Here is an 18,024-nt window from a genome sequence, read left to right as displayed (position 1 = left end):
ATTATAGTTGTAGGGTGGCTCAGGCTATTAGCGAGGAGCCACCCTTATGAGGAACTATTGACGATAACTAGCAAACATTTCTTCTATGTCTTGAAGGAATTGGTTTATATCTTGATGAATAAAGAAATTTTGTGAGTGGCTTCGGAAATCAGCTTCTGCTGCAGTTCCGCCAGCCCAATAATGGTTTGGCCAATTTGCTACTTGACCTGACTCGATCTGTGGCAACAATCCTTGTAAAATTGAATCGCTAATTTCTACACCTTCCACAGCACTAAATGAACCATCTAAATCGGCAAATGTTTGTGCCTCATCGATCAGGAATTCAACAAATTTTAACGATTCTTCCGGATATTCCGTATTTGCTGCAATTGATAACCCAACATCAACACCTGAGATTGTGATATTCTCTCCTGGGTTATTTGTTTGTGGAAACGGAAAGTAACCAAATTCATTATCAAAATTCGGATTCATCTCCCGAAGTGTTGGTAGTACCCATGCACCCATGAAATACATCGCTCCATCGCCATTAGCAAACATAGTGTTACCTTGGTCATAATCTGTACCCATATGATCATCCTGAGCATATTGGAGAACATCTAGCATTTTTTGAGCAGCTTTTTCCCAACGAGGGTCCCCTACAATTGTTTCATTACCGGCATTTAAGCTTTCCCAGTAATCTGCATCAAATTCCTGTGCAATAAAGTTTAAATTAAAGATTGATGTTTGGTCGGGGTTTTGGTTCCCCATAATAACAGGTACTTCCCCAGCCTCCTGCAATGTCTCCATAACCGTTAATAGTTCATCCCATGACTCGGGAACTTCGACTCCATGCTTTTCAAATATCTCTTTGTTATATAAAACACCATTTGCATTTAACGAAAGAGCTACTCCGTACATTCTGTCATTTTCAATATAACGGTCTTGAATCTCCTTGTTTACTTTCTCTATAAATGGTTCATCCGTAATATCTAATAGGTAGTCATTATTAGCCCGTAAAACATAATCTGCTTCTACTGGATATGTAATAAAGACATCCGGTATATCGTTTGCCGAGAAACGCGTTTTCAGAACTGTCATGCCATCCGGTACTGTATTTTGCTCAACCTTAATATTTGGGTATTCACCCTCGAACTTTTCAATTAATTCATTAAAAGTTTGGACAGCTTCAGGCTTCACTTGAAAGAATTCAATAGTAGTGACATCACTATTGTTTGAAGCGGTTTCATTTGAATCAGCATCCGAATCTCCACAGCCAGTAAGTAGTGCAATTGATAGTAAAGTTAATAAAATTATTTTTTTCATTTTTTCATTCCCCCTTAGATTCATCATACACAGAAGTAAACGTTTGCATAATGCTGTGTTCTTTCGGAAAATGTTTAATTTTTTTCGAAAACGCTTTAATACCGATAGAAAGTAACAAAAATAGCCTACGATGGATCATACCCCATGTAAGCTATTACATTACTCGTTACTATGATCTTTACGATACGCACTAGGTGTTAATCCCATTTTGCGTTTGAAAACTTGACTAAAGTATCGTTGGTCCTCGTATCCAACGAGATTGGCGATCAAATACGTTGGCTTTTTCGTATCTTCAAGTAATCTACATGCATGCTTGATTCGTACATTAGTTAGATGATCGATAAATGTTAATCCGTGGTATTTTTTAAATAACGTACTAAAATAACTTGGACTAAAGCCAAAATGCTTAGCCACACTTTCATTCGTTACATCTTTTTGGTAATGCGTTTCAATATACTCTTTTGCTTGTTTTAGCACTTCAGCACTATCATTTGTTAATTCTTGATAACTATTATAATCATTTACAGTGATCATTCTACTATCAACAAAGGAGCTTATCGACGTTAACTTAACAGCGAACTCATACGAGTGATTCAAATTTTTAAGTTTATCAGTTACAGTACCGACTAATACTATCGCTTCCGGAAACGTGTCTAATATTTTTTCTTTCGCAACTAATTCAATTTTTGACATTACATCTCTTATTGACCCAAAAACAATCACAACTCGGCTTTTATTTTGATGATACACATACATGAAAGTATCCTTTGTGTGAACGTCCTCTAAAGCTAGATCTTCGGAATTGACATTTTCGACAATCACCACACCATACTCATGAAAGTTAAAATCGTCTAACTGCTCGGATATATCTATTTTTCGAATTAATATCTCATAGATTTTTTGCTTATCCGTGGAATGAATCATTTGCTTTTCTTCTTCGATTTCTATAATTGCTTGTTGAATCACTTGATATAATTCTTCACGGTCAATAGGCTTTAGTAAATATTGATATGCTTTATATTTCAGGGCAGCACGTGCAAAGGAAAACTCATCGTATCCCGATAATACAATGATTTTATCAGATTTCCTTTCAGGAACAATCGATACTAGGAAATCAATTCCACTCATATCTGGCATCTTTATATCAGTAATAACGATATCCGGTTTATATTTATTATACAGCTCTATTGCTTCACGTCCGTTACTAGCAGTTGCTATCACTTGGCAATTTAAAGATTCCCATGCTATTGTTTTCTTCAAGCTTTCGACAATGATGTTCTCATCGTCAATTAACATTACGTTATACATCTACTGATCATCTCTTTCCTTCTTAATAGGAATGCTGATGCGGATGATTGTACCTTTGTCCGAGCTACATATCATCAGTCCACTTTTTAATCCATAGAACATACGTAGACGCTCATGTACATTAAGTACCCCATGTCCTTCACTTTTAGTATAACTATTCTTAGTTCTCAATCGCGTTAAGCTCTCCTCAGAAATCCCAGGTCCATTATCTTCAACAAAAATCAACATTCTATCTCCTAGTTTCTCAGCTCGAATCGTAATAAAGTTAAATGTTTCATGATTTATCCCATGCTCAATGCTGTTTTCTACAAGTGGCTGTAGAATTAACTTGAGAATATTGAATCCCTTAACATTTTCATTTATATCATTTTTGTAGTTAAATTGTTGACTATACCTTATTCTCTGAATTTCTAAATAGCTAGTCACATGCCTTAATTCTTCATCAACTGAAATTTCATAAGGACCCTTTAAGCTAATCCTTAGCAATTTCCCTAAATTCGTTACGAGTTTTTGAACCTCTTCTTTTTTATCCAAACTAGCTAATGCATTAACTACTTCTAACGTATTGTAAAGAAAATGCGGATTAATTTGGTGTTGTAATACTCTAAACTCGGCCAGCTGTTTTTGTTTTTGCTTTTCTTCTACTAGTTCAATCATGACCTTTAATTTACTGACCATCTCATTAAAACCATTTGAAACAGTCTGGAGTTCAGGCTCTTTAAAATTCGGCATCTGAACCTCTAAATTCTCCTCAGTAGTCTGAACCATTTTATCTCTTAGAAGAGTGAAGAAGGTAATAAGCTTTTGCGTAAGAACCCGATGGAAAAATGTAAATAAGATCAATAAACCAACAATAAGGATAATGGTAATATTTTTAATAGGTTTAATTTGAGCATTTACGCTTTCCCAGCTTTTAATCGAGATAAGCGTCCAATCATTAATAGTTGGTGAGTGAGTTAATAAAAACTCTTTCCCATCTCCACGTTGATACATACTTGACCCGGTTCCACCTTTATACTCCCCTTTCGTATATAGGGAGAAATCCTCCGATATTAGTTCGTTGCTAGCACTATAAATCACAGAACCTTTTTCATCTAAAATGACCCATTCACTATCGCTAGTTTGAGCTATTTGATCTGTTGTACGAAGCATTTCTGGTTTAATATGCAAAAATAAATACCCTGTTGTCTCAAGCGTATTCGGATTTAATATACTTCGTCCAATTGTAAACAACGTCTGATCTTGTCCAACTAAGTCTGTATTATTTATAGGTCCTATCCAATATGGAGCCCCTAGCTTCCTTTTTACTTCTTGGAAAAAGTCCATTGATTCTAATGTATCAACTGAAATGTGTGGTGAATGTATAAAAGAAAATGCTTCTTTATTTTTACTAATTAACAAAAAATCATAAGTATAAGGATAGCTAAAAAACAACCGTTTCATCGTGCTTTCCAACAATGCCTTCTCAGATACCGTCTCCCAATCGTCTTGATCTAAATAGTATTGGACTGCCTCCGAATAAATGATATATTCTGTAAATAAATCCACTTCCCCCATAATAGAATTAATATTTAAATTGATCGCCTTTTGTGTATCTAACATATGTTGACTGATTTGATCTTTTAAAATATTCGAGGACACTTCATATGAAATCCATCCTAAACAAATGAGAGGGATTAAAATAAGGCTTGCAAAAGCAACATAAAAACGTTTTTTATAGCCATTGTAACTCCTTTAACATATATTTCCTGTATTTTAACGTGTTTTTAGTATAATCAACGTCTGTAACAGCACTAAACTTAATTTGTAGTCAAATATATTAGATTTTTTGTTAGCTGTCTACTACGTTTAATTATGAGAGAATATTTTAATGAAGACAAAATGTCTAATAATGTATATTTGAGATGTTATTTTGCTCGATTTATATGATCATTAGGAGGGACTAATTTGCGAAAAGTGGAAGTATGTTCATACAATAAGAAATGGATTGACATGTTTATAGAAGAAGCTGAAAAATTAACTATTATTTTTAGAAATGAAATCGTAGATATTTATCATATTGGTAGTACCTCTGTTCCATGCTTAAAAGCAAAGCCAATAATAGACATAATGCCTGTTGTTAACGATATTAACAAAGTTGATAAATATAATGTAGAGATGCAAAAAATCGGCTATGAGCTAAAGGTGAAAATGGAATACCTGGAAGGAGATATTTTCAAAAAGGTGGGGTCAATCGCTCTCATCACATACATATCTATCAAAGCGGAAGTGATGAAACAAAACGACATCTCGCCTTTCGTGATTATTTAAGATCACATCCAGAGGAAATGAGGGAATATGGTGAAATAAAAGAGAAATTAGCACAACAATTTCCTTATGACATTCAATCGTACATAAACAGTAAAGATTATCTTGTTAAAGAAATAGAACTCAAAGCACTGGAATGGTATGAAAATGGCAATAATTCATAACCAACAGATAATAGAATAGAGATCTACCGGTGTTTTACTACATTAAATAGTAAAGCACCTTTTATTTAGCCAAAGGTACTTTTTAATTGATAAAGGATTATTTTTAGAGGTTATTTTTGTCTTAATATCGAAACAAGGATTATCGGATTAGTCTTTAATTGGAGGATACGTAATGCACATAAAAACAAAACGGTTATTGATTCGTAATTTTAAATTCAATGATTGGCAAGCTGTCTATGAATATACTTCTAATGCTCATGTGATGAAATATATACCAGAGGGTGTTTTTTCTGAAGAAAATGTAAAAGAGTTCATAAATACTAACATTGATGATACGGCTGAGAAGTTTGCTGTAGTATTAATAAATGAGAATATTGTTATTGGACACATCGTTTTTTTAAAGTATTTTGGTGAGCATACTTATGAGATTGGGTGGGTATTTAACCCGAAGTATCACACTAAAGGGTATGCTTCTGAAGCAGCACAAGCAATGGTAAAGTTCGGTTTTGAAAAAATGAAATTACATAGGATTATCGCAACGTGTCAGCCAGAGAATATCCCTTCATATCGAGTTATGGAGAAGATTGGCATGAGAAGGGAAGGCTATTTTAAAAAATGTATTCCAAAGGGAAATGAATGGTGGGATGAATATTATTACGCTATTTTAGAAGAGGAGTGGAAAAGAAATAGTATAAATGTATAGGTGATATTATTTAGAAATCCCTACTCTAAAATTCGTAACACTTAAGCGGTAAATATTGTAATAAAAGTCAATACTAAACGTAAAGCGAATCTCATGAAATTTTCAAATAAATTTGATACTATTGTTAACACAAATAAGATGTGTTCTAAAAAGCGTGACACACAAAAAGGAGGAAACATAAATGAATCGAGAAGAAAAAAACAAGAAATTCTTGATGCCTTTCATTTTAGACATGCTACGAAAGAATTTGATTCAACGAAAAAGATTTCTGATGAAGACTTCCAATTTATATTAGAAACAGCAAGATTGTCCCCAAGCTCTGTCGGGTACGAACCATGGAAATTTGTCGTTGTTCAAAACAAGGAATTACGAGAGAAGCTACGAGAAATAACTTGGGGTGCACAAGGGCAGCTCCCAACAGCAAGTCATTTTGTTATTATCCTTGCTAGAACAATTAAGGATACGAGATATGACAGTGAATATGTGGCTAACCTAATGTTAAACGTAAAACAGGTCCCAGAGGACATTTTTGAAAAGATGATCGATCGATACAAAAGCTTTCAAGAAAATGACCTTCATTTACTGGAAAGTGAACGTACGATGTTTGATTGGGCGAGCAAGCAAACATATATTGCATTAGCTAATATGATGACCGCTGCTGCCCAAATAGGCATCGATTCTTGTCCAATTGAAGGGTTTGATTATGATAAAGTACAAGCACTCCTCGGCGAAGAAGGCTTACTAGAAGATGGGCACTTAGCTGTTTCTGTTATGGTTGCATTCGGCTATCGTGCAAAAGAACCTAGACCAAAAGTGAGAAAACCGATGGAAGATATTGTGGAGTGGGTCGAGTAATAAAATTTTGGGAGACAACGTTGTATTTTCCCCTTGCTTTTTTAATTAATTAAATAAGGTCGTTAAGTTAACTAAAATCTCCTCTGCAGTTATTTAATTAGCAAAAAGGCATCTCTTTATAAAAGTTGGCAGTACTAAGGAAAGTACTGCCAATCTTGAATAATAATATATCTTTTTCTGATGTATCCTGTGCTATTATATTCTTGGTAAATTAAACCAATTCAAAATAGTTTGATGAATTTCCACATTCCCCTAAGATACAGTTATTTTTTTCTGTTTTAAAAGTCGTCTAGTTACAAATAAAATACCAGAAAGGCTAATAATCCAACTAAAATATTTGCACCTAATAACCAGTACTTCCACAATGGTGTTACAGGAACAACTTGTGAACTCGAAGACATACCATTCATGGCATGACTATTTACAATCGTATAAAGAATGTCCTTCGTAGACTTTCTTATATTATTTACAACAGTTGGAGTTAAATCCTCTTCGTCAAAAGTCCATAAACTAGAATCTGTATTCAACCAAAGATTCGTTCCCGCTTCTTGACCAGCTATTATATCTTGATACTCAAATACCGAGAAAGATGCCTGATCAGTAACAACCAATCCTTCAAATCCCCATTCATTACGAAGCGTTTCTGTCATTAATCCTTCATGTGCACCACTCCAACGAGCACCGATTCTATTCAAACTTGCCATAGCAGCACTTACATTTGCTTCTCGAACTGTAATCTCAAAAGGTTTTAAATATAATTCACGTATGGATTGTTCATTTGCAAATATAGCCCCACCGATTCGATTAGTATCTTGTTCATTTAAAGCGAAGTGCTTCACAGTTGTAAATGCCCCTTTAGATTGAGCACCAGCAACAATACTTGCACCCATTTGACCTGACAGAAAGTTATCCTCAGAGAAATACTCAAAGTTCCTTCCACCAAATGGTAACCGGTGAAGATTGACACCAGGTGCATACCATCCAGCTACATCAGAGTGTATGCTATCTTCACCAACTAACCTTCCCATCTCTTCTACTAGATCAACATTCCAGGTAGAAGCCAGTACAGTTTGAACAGGAAAAGCCATAGCCGATATTCTTCCTCCAGCAAGTCGATCGGAAATTCCAGCAGGTCCATCTCTATTAATAGTTCCTGGTAAGTTAATGGATGGAATTGGTACGGTTGCGTAACCACCCATTCTGACTAGTTCAGTCATTTCATCAAGTGTTATCTGATCTAAAAGCACATCCCAAAGCTCATCGTCATAATCAAGCCCTACGAACATAGCAACATTCAACTTTCCATAATCCTCACTAATTTTACCCATTTCAGGCATTACTGCGTCCGAACTCTCTTCTATCGAAGGATGATAAGATCAGCAAGCAGGTCATCAGATGCACTCATTGCTCCATCTGCATATGTCGAAGGCCATGTACCCGTCCAGTCACGTCTAGATAGGTATTCAAAGGATGAATCATAGTAATTGATATCTGCACTATCAAACTGGTTAACTATTTCATTTCCAGTTTCCTGTGAAACTGCGTATGTTGTTGAATCAAGATTTTCTACTGTATAACTAAACACATATTCAGCATTACCCTCATAAGTCATTCCATCTTCAGTTGATTTTCCTTTTGCTACTAATATATTATTCAATGCATCATGTGCATTTTCACCAACTGCAAAATAGTAATCTCCTGCATCCACGATGAATGTCCCGTATCCGAATGCATCATATGTTTTCATTTCCTCTTTGTCTACTACGATAGAAACTGTTTCCGACTCACCTGCTTCGAGTTCTGAAGTTTTTGCAAAGCCTACTAACTCTACAGAAGCCTTTTCTATGTTGTTTTCCTTATCATATTCAGTAAAAGGTGACTGCATATAAATTTGAACAACATCCTTACCGGAAACTGAACCTGTATTAGTTACTGTTAAGGAACTTCAAATGTGTCATCTCCCTCTGTAACACTGTAATCTGACCATTCAAATGTTGAATAAGATAGTCCATAGCCAAATGGGAATTGTACTTGTGATTCATAATCAAAATTATCAATATTTTCATTTCCAAGTACCACATCTTCATACCTAGTTTCATAGTAACGGTAGCCAATATAAATACCTTCCCCATAAACCATGTATTTATTTCCCATACTCACTTCGCTATTAGTAATATTGAAATCACCGAAATTAGCCATGGCAGGTGCACTTTTCACATCAAAAGCATACGTATCTACTAATCTCCCCGAAGGATTAACGCTTCCATTTAATATTTCGCCAATTGCATAAGCACCACTTTGCCCTAATGCCCCTATCCATAAGGCTGCATCAATATCATATTCATCTAAAAATCCAAGTTCCATTGGATTGGACGTATTTAATACAACAACAACTGTTTCAAAACTATCTAACGCAAATTGAAGCATTTCTTCTTCAGTATCATCTAGTTGAAGATAATGATATCCAGTTGAAAGTGATTCAGTTGTAAGGTCAGAGCTTTCATTTCCTGCTCGACCAATTACTACTACAGCCGCATCGTTGTAATCTTCTAAACTACTCATTACGTCATCTGTATAATCACTCAAAGGAACTTCATTTACAGCGTAATCTCCTTCTCCATATAGGTCTGGTAATTCCTTCCTGTAAGAAGATCCAGCACCTGTATCATAGAACTCCCAAAGTGTCTCGTTAACGTTGAATCCAGAACTATTGAGTACAGTTAATAAGTCTGGTGCCTTACTCGTATCAACTGACCCAGAACCCCCACCTCCATATATTAGATCAACAGAATTTTGACCTAACACACTAATTCTGTCTCCGGCAGATAATGGCAATGTATCGTTTTCATTTTTTAACAGTACAGCACCTTCTTCTACAATCTTCTGACCTACTTGTGCGGAGTATTCATGTACCTCATCTGAAGATTGATAATCACTTTTGTAATACTCACTATTAATAGTGTCAGCATCGTCAGAATCAACTATTTCACTGTTTGAATGTCCCAAATAGGTTGTTATAATTTGTGAATACTTATCAGCATAATAATTACCTACAGCAAGTCCCACTAACAATAGAAAACTAATTACGTATATGGTAATGGCAACCGGTTTTGATAAATTTTTCATTGTTGTTTTCATTCCTTTCTATTCATAAAAACTAAAGAAAACTAAACTACATTTTATTTATGGTCTTTACTCCTTAACTTAAGTACTATCGTACCCCCTATCATTAATTTGAGGAACTACATCATTAGACTTCAACCAATTACAACTGGAATTCTTAAGCAATTGATTTCGTTTTGTAGTAGCTATGTAAAGGCATTCATTTCAAAGCATAATTCTTCCTCATTTACGATGAAAAAATTTTAACATACATATTAACTAATACATTTCACGTGCATAAACGGTAGTTATTTTTACATGTACTGCATTAAAAAGAATAACTGCTTGGATAAATCCACATATCCAAGCAGTTTCATTTAAATCAATTTATATAAGCGTTTAACCTTTATTAATTACTATGGAATTACTATCTTTAATTCAAACCAATTGTTATTAAGACCAACTTTAACGACACCATTATACTTCTGAACCGTATAGCGAATACTTTTTAATCCATAGCCATGATAAAATTTATCCTTCTTGGTCGTGGCCGGTAGATCACCTTCAAGCTTCAAATCACCTTCAAAATAATTTTCAAAACGAATCATCACAAACTCTTTTTGTGTAAATAAGGAAACATGGATTAATCTTTTTTCTTCATTTTTAATTTTCATTTCATGCTCTATTGCATTATCTAACGCATTGCCGAAAATTGTACAGATATCTACTACATCCATATTATTAAGTAACGTTCCATCCGCTACACACGTTAAAGTAATTCCGTTCTTAATACAATACATCTGTTTACTGGCTAACAACGTATCCAATACATGATGGCCTGTTTTATTTTGTGCCTCAAAAGCTTTAATCCCATCTTCCATTTCATTTAAATAAGTGTTTCTTTTTTCAGGGTCCTCTTCTGCTCTAAGGGCAATGATTTGATTCTTTAAATCATGGTATTTATAGTTAATTAACTCAATACTTTCTTTTGATTGTTGATATTGTGAGTATTGATTTTGAAGTATTTTTTGCATTGCTTCTAGCTCATGTCTAATCCGTAACTCATTTAGTTGGATATGGTAAGCATATAATATCGCATATCCCCCTAAATCAACTAACGTGCGAATATTTAATATTTCTTGTGAGTAATGCCCACTAAAGGGGGTTCTAGTCGTTACGAAGCTTAGATTACTAATAAAAAATACAGCTGCCCCAATTACAACTGTAGACCACAACTCTCGCTGTCGAATGTTTAATTTTCCTTCATCCGGGATGTGACGTTTTTCCAATAACCAAATCACAAAAAAACAAGACCCATACATGATGACTAATAAAAAGATTTCTAATACAGTATGCTATTTTCGCCACGCCAGAGATAAAAATGTACTTGCCATTGAAATGATGCAATTAATTCAGCAACGACAAAAGCCTTCACACTAAAATACCCGGCTTCTATAGCGTGATATCACAACATATATAAATCAATAGAAACATCATTCCAACAGCGACTAACATACTCGGTACCCAAAAAACGATCGGTAAATCTCTAGTTACAACTAAGAAAACAGCTTGTAAAATGAAAACCCCGCCTATAAATGCAAAAAACCTCCACCCGTTTAATCTTCTTTTTAAAATTGAGATATAAACGATGCAAGCGAGCCATTCTGCAAACGCTGTATATATCCTGGGTATTTCTGGAAAAAACTCACTCATTTAATAACATCCCCCCAATAATCAGCTAAAGCTTCCAAAAAAGCTTTTCTTTTAGTACGGCTGATTGGGAGCTTGATTCCCTTCACAACAGCATTACTATCATTCATCCCACTTACATGCTCCAAATTAATCAGGTAGCCCTTATGTCCACGGAAAAAATGGTAATTTTTTAATTCCCTTTCTAATTCCTTCATCGCTCCAGAAGACATTAACTCTCCTTCTTTCGTATAAAAGATAAGCTTATGCCCTAGACTTTCAATATAATAAACATCAGAAAGCTCTAATCTTGTTATCCCACCTTTTAATCTTATCGTTAAATATTTGGTTTCTCTCTTCTTCATACGTTCATAAGCTCTATTTAACCGTTCTGAAAATGAAAAATACGTAATTGGTTTTAAAACGTAATCCAATGCATCGACAGCATAGCCTTGAATCGCGTATTGTGCCATATTCGTAATAAAAATAATAACTACTTTAGAATCTATTTTCCTTATTTCCTCTGCTGCTGACATACCATCTATAAAGGGCAGTTGGATATCCATTAAAATAATATCAAATTGTGCTTTATACTTTCCAATAAACTCATCGCCATCTGAATAGGTCTCTATCTCAATCTTCACATCTTTTTCTTGTTGAAAGCGGCGAAGAAATTCAATTAATTGTTCTTGATAGCGAAGTTCATCCTCTACAATTGCAATACGTATCATTTAAATATGCCTCCTTCCATTACACTAATAAACCTATGTAATAGGTTTATTAGTGGGGAAATTATAAAGCTTATTTGCTACTATCTATCTCTTTCGAACTTTTAAACATACCTTATTAGCATAATATGAGGCGTAATTAATAAGTTTGTACCTTCTTAAAAATATCACTGTTTGTAACACCTATTCCTCGTTTTTCAAAAGGTTTGTCAAACTTAGAATAGACAAGTCACAGCTAAGATAAATAAAAACCACCATTCTTCCAATAGACACCATTATATTAGGAACAAAAAACTGCATAGGAACATCACTGTTGATAATTTCCATATGAATAAATAATAATGCTAAAAAAAGCAATTGAATTAAATAAAATCGAATCCCTTTTCTTCTTTTTCTCTTGTTTAGCACTCATCTATTACACTAGTCTAACTTCAGCTTAGCAATAATTATCATTTATTTTATCATAGTTGTTTTAAGTATATGTTGGTATTTGTTGATTGAAATAGTACTTTGCGGGTTATTTAGATCTTTTATATGGTTCCAATGCTCAATAAATCAATACTTGCTATCGTCCGTTTTTATGTTTATACTACCTTGCATCCTATTCATCTTTTGTAGAACCCACAAAAGATAGAGGTTGAAATATAGAATATACGAAAACTTACAACTTAGACGTTTATTTTCTATAATAGAATCTCTTTCCAATTAACATATAAACCCTAAATTAATCTGCAAGTTTTTTTCTACATCTAAGAAAGCTACAATACTTGATAATACCCATGTTACAGCAAAGAGCATAATCCCCTTAACAGCTTGGCTTCCTGCCTCAAATGCCGCTTCATTACCTAGTTCAAGATTGGAACCAAAAATATAACCAAAAGACTCTAACCGCATTTCGATAAACGTTACACCCGCAAATAAGGTTTGAGTATTGGTCACATCACTGTAAAGTTACATTTAATTATTTTAACTATTTACTTTAATATAGAATGCCCCAGACTGAAACTAATTTGTTAGAATAATATATGAGTAGTTATAAAGTTATCTATTAAGTTCAATATTAACAATTAAATTCAAATTATGAACAGGCGGAATTCTATGTTTGGTTTACAAGAACTATTATTAAATTTCCTATTCTTAATTCTATTCTTACTTTTTACACCAATTATTATTGAATTAAATATTAAAAAAATTCCAAATCAACAGAAAATATGGATTTATAATATTTCAACATCATTAGCCATCTTCAGTTGCATGGCCTTTCCAATACCAGTGGAGGACGGTTATATTTTTGATTTACGGTTAGTAGCACTAACAATTGGTGGATTGTATGGTGGGGCTCATTCGATTCTTCTACTAGGTGGAGCCATTATTATATACCGTTTTATCATTGGTGGGTTAGGTGCATTTGCTACATTAATCGTTGTAACGCTATTAACTTTTTCATTATTGACAATGCATAAATCTTTTAATAAAGCTACACGAACGAAAAAAGTAATGATAGGAACGACTCTTTCACTATCGGCCGGTGTTCTTGCGTTATTAAATTCCATTTTTATATTTGAGATGCCTTTCAGTGCATTTACTATTTCCTTTTATCTCTTGATTACAATTTGTTCCACATCTTTATTAATTTATCTATATGAAGCTTTTAATGAAAGTATAGTTATAAGTAAGCGTGTATTAAAAGCAGAGAAAATGGAAGTTGTCAGTCACCTCGCATCTTCTGTTTCACATGAGGTTAGAAATCCATTAACGGTTGTAAAAGGCTTCTTGCAATTAATGGTTCAAAATGATTTAACCGAGAGCCAAAGAAAAGAATATTTGAGAATTGCTATTGATGAGGTTGATCGTGCAAATGAAATTATTATTGATTATTTAACTTTTGCAAAGCCTGCTCCTGAAAATGAAAGAACATTGAACATAAAAGAAGAGATACAACACACCCTAAATCTCATTGCACCATTAGCTAATATGAGAAGGATTGAAATAGAAACAGATGTAACTAATTTGTATACTAAGGGTGAAGAACAGCATTTTAAGCAATGTTTATTAAACATTACAAAAAATTGTATTGAAGCGATGCCCGACACAGGAAAGCTTAAAATAAAAGCAGGGGTAAAGAACGATGATATTATGATAGTGATATCTGACAATGGTAAAGGCATGACGAAGGAACAATTATTACGATTAGGAGAACCTTATTTTACGACAAAAGGAAGGGAAGGTACAGGTCTTGGCATGCTAGTAGCAATAAAAGTAATTGAAGCCATGCAAGGAGAATTAAATGTGAAAAGTGAAGTCGATAAAGGGACAAGTTTTTACATCCGCCTACCTATGCTTCAAATGAAATGATGTTAATGACAATTTCATACAATTTATAGCCACTATCGTACACTAGTTTGTTTGAGTGCTTTATCAAAAGGGATGATAGAATCGTTATCAGCCCTTTTTTGTCTAGTACATAGCTTCTGCTTCAAGATTCTTCATCATCGAACTACATATAGGTCAAAGTAAACCTGTAATTTTTTTAACAATTTCCTTATTTCATGTTGACATTAAACTATGTTTAACCTTTATGATTAAGTTATCAAAGGATTAAGGGGTGTTTTCGATGTATCGATGGGACGGAGGATTTATAATGGTTGAGCCTGATCATTTTGACAATGCTGTGGATTGGTATGAAGAGCTGTTGGGCTGGAGGTGCTTAGATAAAATCACTTCCTGGGTAGGAAGAAAGGCGTTTATGAAAATGCCGCGGTCTGGGGTTATTACCATTAAGTCATTTGAAGGGGAGTATGATCATTTCCAGTCACCAAATAATGAGGGGAACGTTCGGCTCGGTTTTGCCACGTACGACCTTGATGAGACATTACGCTATTTTGCAGATAAACATGTGCCGTTTACCGAAATAAAAACACTGCCGAACGGGCAACGATATTGTGATATAATCGCATTTGAAAATACGAAACTAACTATTGCAGAGGAAGCTAGAGGAGAGGATGAAACGGAGTATCCTCCGTCCGGAATTGTTGGATTTGGTTCAGTAAGTACAATTATCCATGTAAAAGACCCTAAATTATCAGCAGCATGGTATGAAAAACATCTCGGTTTTGACATAGAAAAGGTTGATGAGAAAAAAGGCTATGCACATCTTCAAACAGAGGATGCGTTTTATAGGAATGTTTTAGAGCAAAGCTTTTGGGATAATATTTGGCTGTTACAAACGGACAAACCTCTTGATAAGCCGAACGATAATAAGGTTAGAACCTATTATGATATTCGTCCAGAGGTATTTTTTAAGGAGTATAACAAATTAATAAAAAACGGAGTCAAGCCGTCGGAAATTGCTGGCGATCCAATTAACGACTGGGGTGGATTCCATATATACGATCCTGATCATAATCGTATTAACGTTTGGTCCTACATCGCTAAATAATATGACTTAGGTGGTACATATGCATTTCACGATCCAGGAATTTTCGAGTAGAACAGGACTACCTCCAAGTAAACTTCGATTTTATGATAGAAAAGGTTTGTTAAAACCGTCAACTCGTTTAGAGAACGGTTATAGAGCTTATACACCTGAACAAATTCATCTTGCCAAAATGATCGATTCATTGAGGCAAGCCAACATAGCCATTAAAGACATAAAGTGTTATTGTGATGCAACCGATGAAGAAAAAAAGGCAATGTTACAACAATGGAAAAAGGATTTAGATAAAAGATTCGAAGCCATAAAGGCAGCACGAAAATATGTAGGAGGAATACGTGCGAATAACACGCAAACGCTATTACTATCAAAGTGGGAAAAGGAAAAAATACTCGTCTGGCAGAGGGTGGAAGCAAAACGAAACCCACATCCATTCAAGCAATATTTCCACATAGCGAAAGAACACTTAAATGGACGAGTAGTTTCTGACCATGTTTATGTAAAAACAGAAGCAATTACTTCGAATAGTATTATTGGAGAAATCGGATTCGAAGTTGATCACCATTTTACTTTAGAGGAAAACCATCTCGATCATATCCGCCTTGAACGAGTTCCTCCTACTTTATTTGCAGTTTTGGAAAACTGTCGTGCGGATGATGCCTTTTTATGTTTTTCTTATATACAAATCGTCATCCGCTACGGCTTTGTGCCAGCTGATTATAAGCTCGAACGATACGCAAGTATAGATGAAGACATGTATGATTTTCTTATACCGATTGTAAAATGACGGTGCTCTTCGTTCGGATTTGCTAAGGGTGACAATAACGGGAAAAACCATTGAGGTTTTTACAGATAGCAGCCGTTTTTCGAATGACTATGCTAGCTAACGCTGTTCCATTCTATACGATGAATCAGTTAGTCAGTGTGGGCGACGGCACTGATTTCGATTAGTTACTCAGGAAACGCTAGCTCTGTCACGCAATGAGGCTGCCAGCTGTCATTGTCAGGAAGTGGAAAATGGTTATCTCCTAGCAGAAAACCAGCCTGTTCGTTTTAACGAACTGAAGCGAAAACACGTTTACCTATCTTGGAAGGGTTATGTGAATGGGGAGCGAAAAACCAACGAAAAACCAAACTCCTTAAATCTGGCGTTTCGTAATCGCTACCCATAAGAGGAACTACCGAAATGGTAAATTGCTAAGATGTATATTCATCATTACAGCCACGATGTTCTAACGTTATTGTCTTTGGATTTGACATTCAAGTTTATTAAAGAGTTATATAATTTTGCATTACATTAAGCGTATTAAAATAGTATGCCATAATAATAAATTGTGTCTCATTTAGATTATATTCAGTATTTAAATCAAAATGAACTTCACTATACTCTTCATATTCAGTTGGCAAAATTAATGCGTTATATGTTTCTGGTTCATTTACTATATTTCCATTATCATCTCTATGTGATCCGTAATGCTTTAATAAAAAATAATAAGCTATTTGTTTGTAATCTAAACCCACTAACTTCTGATAATATTTCGCATCAAAAATATATCTTTTATTATTTGCAACTAAATAATAATCTGGTTCAATACTGTAACTTCGTTCACCTCTAACATCTGGATAAAATATATTTTTTTCAAATTTATTATTTTTTAAGTGATCTGACCATTCTATTGCTAAATTATTATTTAATCCACTAAATTTAGTTCTTAAATACTCTTTCACCATACTTTCCCAAACCAAATGAAAAGAATATATTTTTAATTGATAATTCCCACCTATATTTTTATCCTTTTCAAAAAAGGAAATTAATGTATCCACTAACCGTTGATGAATATTTTTAAATAAAGTTCTTTTTTACTTTTTTTAATTTAGATATAACCAAGGACTTGTTTGAAAAGTCAATATCCTTTGTATCTAAATTGGTCCTAACTCCTTCTAAAAATAAAGAAAACCTCTCTAAGGTGGAATCAATGACATACGCCATACATTTACTTATAAATACATGTTGCTCTTTATTTTCTTTGATAACTAAGGGTAAAAACAGTAGATTGTTATTATTAATTATTTTAGGTGATTTATTTATCGTATCTTTCCAAGAGATCCTACCATTGAAGCCCAGTTTTTTGATTTCCTTTTCATTTGTGAATAACCCGTATTTCTGATAATAACTGTATATCTCGAAATAATCTAAAAAGGGATAATCCGAATTCAACTCACTTCTTATGCCTACAAATTTATCATTTCTAATATCAGCAGTTTTTTTATACATTGAAACAAGACTCCAATATATTTACTTAACTCAAATTTCCTTTTCACCATTTGCTTCAAGTCGTTGATTTTGAAAGAATGCTTTGGAAAACTAATCAAAACCCCTTCATCCGAATAGATAAAACCAACAAAGTTATATCGTTCACCATCTTTAGTTAA

17 protein-coding genes and 1 pseudogene are annotated in these 18,024 nt (G+C 34.1%); 6 read left to right on the top strand and 12 right to left on the bottom strand.

What is annotated here, in order from left to right:
• Positions 1 to 54: 54 nt before the first annotated feature.
• From JCM19034_RS16800 to JCM19034_RS16790, 3 genes are all read right to left on the bottom strand, one after another.
• Positions 55 to 1,302, bottom strand: a complete 1,248-nt coding sequence (locus JCM19034_RS16800) for an ABC transporter substrate-binding protein (RefSeq protein WP_062051553.1) — start codon at positions 1,300 to 1,302, stop codon at positions 55 to 57.
• Between the two features lie 159 nt (positions 1,303 to 1,461).
• Positions 1,462 to 2,610, bottom strand: coding sequence for a response regulator (locus tag JCM19034_RS16795; RefSeq protein ID WP_062051551.1), 1,149 nt, complete (start codon positions 2,608 to 2,610; stop codon positions 1,462 to 1,464).
• Positions 2,611 to 4,251, bottom strand: a complete 1,641-nt coding sequence (locus JCM19034_RS16790) for a sensor histidine kinase (protein WP_062051550.1) — start codon at positions 4,249 to 4,251, stop codon at positions 2,611 to 2,613. It abuts the gene before it with no gap.
• Between the two features lie 351 nt (positions 4,252 to 4,602).
• Between JCM19034_RS16790 and JCM19034_RS16785 the strand changes: the two are divergent.
• The 3 genes and pseudogenes from JCM19034_RS16785 to JCM19034_RS16775 form a co-directional block, all read left to right on the top strand.
• Positions 4,603 to 4,979, top strand: a pseudogene (locus tag JCM19034_RS16785) (GrpB family protein); the annotation flags it as partial.
• A gap of 274 nt (positions 4,980 to 5,253) precedes the next feature.
• Positions 5,254 to 5,784 (top strand): GNAT family N-acetyltransferase, encoded by a 531-nt coding sequence (locus JCM19034_RS16780; protein ID WP_062051548.1) that lies wholly within the window; start codon positions 5,254 to 5,256, stop codon positions 5,782 to 5,784.
• Positions 5,785 to 5,922: 138 nt separating this feature from the next.
• Entirely contained in the window at positions 5,923 to 6,639 is a 717-nt protein-coding gene (locus JCM19034_RS16775; RefSeq protein WP_062051572.1) for an NAD(P)H-dependent oxidoreductase, read from the top strand.
• Positions 6,640 to 6,932: 293 nt separating this feature from the next.
• On the opposite strand, the gene JCM19034_RS16770 is transcribed toward JCM19034_RS16775, so the two are convergent.
• From JCM19034_RS16770 to JCM19034_RS16745, 7 genes are all read right to left on the bottom strand, one after another.
• Positions 6,933 to 7,967 carry a glycoside hydrolase family 3 N-terminal domain-containing protein gene (locus tag JCM19034_RS16770; protein WP_197276433.1) on the bottom strand — a complete coding sequence of 345 codons (1,035 nt, stop codon included), beginning with the start codon at positions 7,965 to 7,967 and terminating at the stop codon, positions 6,933 to 6,935.
• 29 nt (positions 7,968 to 7,996) lie between these two features.
• Positions 7,997 to 8,530, bottom strand: coding sequence for a fibronectin type III-like domain-contianing protein (locus JCM19034_RS16765; RefSeq protein WP_269431721.1), 534 nt, complete (start codon positions 8,528 to 8,530; stop codon positions 7,997 to 7,999).
• A 44-nt stretch (positions 8,531 to 8,574) separates the two neighbouring features.
• On the bottom strand, positions 8,575 to 9,765 hold the full coding sequence (locus tag JCM19034_RS16760; RefSeq protein ID WP_062051542.1) for a glycoside hydrolase family 3 C-terminal domain-containing protein: 1,191 nt from the start codon (positions 9,763 to 9,765) through the stop codon (positions 8,575 to 8,577).
• A gap of 392 nt (positions 9,766 to 10,157) precedes the next feature.
• Entirely contained in the window at positions 10,158 to 11,042 is an 885-nt protein-coding gene (locus JCM19034_RS16755; protein ID WP_231687006.1) for an ATP-binding protein, read from the bottom strand.
• 151 nt (positions 11,043 to 11,193) lie between these two features.
• Positions 11,194 to 11,454 (bottom strand): hypothetical protein, encoded by a 261-nt coding sequence (locus JCM19034_RS23510; RefSeq protein ID WP_231687005.1) that lies wholly within the window; start codon positions 11,452 to 11,454, stop codon positions 11,194 to 11,196.
• Positions 11,451 to 12,161 carry a LytTR family DNA-binding domain-containing protein gene (locus JCM19034_RS16750; RefSeq protein WP_062051540.1) on the bottom strand — a complete coding sequence of 237 codons (711 nt, stop codon included), beginning with the start codon at positions 12,159 to 12,161 and terminating at the stop codon, positions 11,451 to 11,453. The genes JCM19034_RS23510 and JCM19034_RS16750 overlap by 4 nt, the downstream gene beginning before the upstream one ends.
• Before the next feature lie 702 nt (positions 12,162 to 12,863).
• Positions 12,864 to 13,097, bottom strand: a complete 234-nt coding sequence (locus JCM19034_RS16745; protein ID WP_197276432.1) for a hypothetical protein — start codon at positions 13,095 to 13,097, stop codon at positions 12,864 to 12,866.
• 159 nt (positions 13,098 to 13,256) lie between these two features.
• Here JCM19034_RS16745 and JCM19034_RS16740 point away from each other — a divergent pair, with 159 nt between their 5' ends.
• The 3 genes from JCM19034_RS16740 to JCM19034_RS16730 all read left to right on the top strand — a co-directional run bounded on the left by JCM19034_RS16740 (position 13,257) and on the right by JCM19034_RS16730 (position 16,378).
• Positions 13,257 to 14,513 (top strand): sensor histidine kinase, encoded by a 1,257-nt coding sequence (locus tag JCM19034_RS16740; protein ID WP_062051536.1) that lies wholly within the window; start codon positions 13,257 to 13,259, stop codon positions 14,511 to 14,513.
• Positions 14,514 to 14,772: 259 nt separating this feature from the next.
• On the top strand, positions 14,773 to 15,597 hold the full coding sequence (locus JCM19034_RS16735; RefSeq protein WP_062051534.1) for a VOC family protein: 825 nt from the start codon (positions 14,773 to 14,775) through the stop codon (positions 15,595 to 15,597).
• 19 nt (positions 15,598 to 15,616) lie between these two features.
• Complete coding sequence (locus JCM19034_RS16730; RefSeq protein ID WP_062051532.1) at positions 15,617 to 16,378, top strand: MerR family transcriptional regulator; 762 nt, start codon at positions 15,617 to 15,619, stop codon at positions 16,376 to 16,378.
• Positions 16,379 to 16,860: 482 nt separating this feature from the next.
• Here the strand turns inward: JCM19034_RS16730 and JCM19034_RS16725 are convergent, their stop codons facing one another.
• Together JCM19034_RS16725 and JCM19034_RS16720 are read right to left on the bottom strand one after the other, a co-directional pair.
• Complete coding sequence (locus JCM19034_RS16725; protein ID WP_062051530.1) at positions 16,861 to 17,415, bottom strand: hypothetical protein; 555 nt, start codon at positions 17,413 to 17,415, stop codon at positions 16,861 to 16,863.
• A 19-nt stretch (positions 17,416 to 17,434) separates the two neighbouring features.
• Positions 17,435 to 17,866: a hypothetical protein gene (locus JCM19034_RS16720; protein ID WP_062051528.1), complete on the bottom strand. Its 432-nt coding sequence runs from the start codon at positions 17,864 to 17,866 to the stop codon at positions 17,435 to 17,437.
• Positions 17,867 to 18,024: the final 158 nt, after the last annotated feature.

Source organism: Bacillus sp. JCM 19034 (assembly GCF_001310635.1).
Taxonomy (GTDB): Bacteria; Bacillota; Bacilli; order Bacillales; family Bacillaceae_D; genus Halalkalibacter.
The sequence above is the reverse complement of the archived record's forward strand: the minus strand, read 5'-3'. Positions and strand labels throughout refer to the sequence as shown.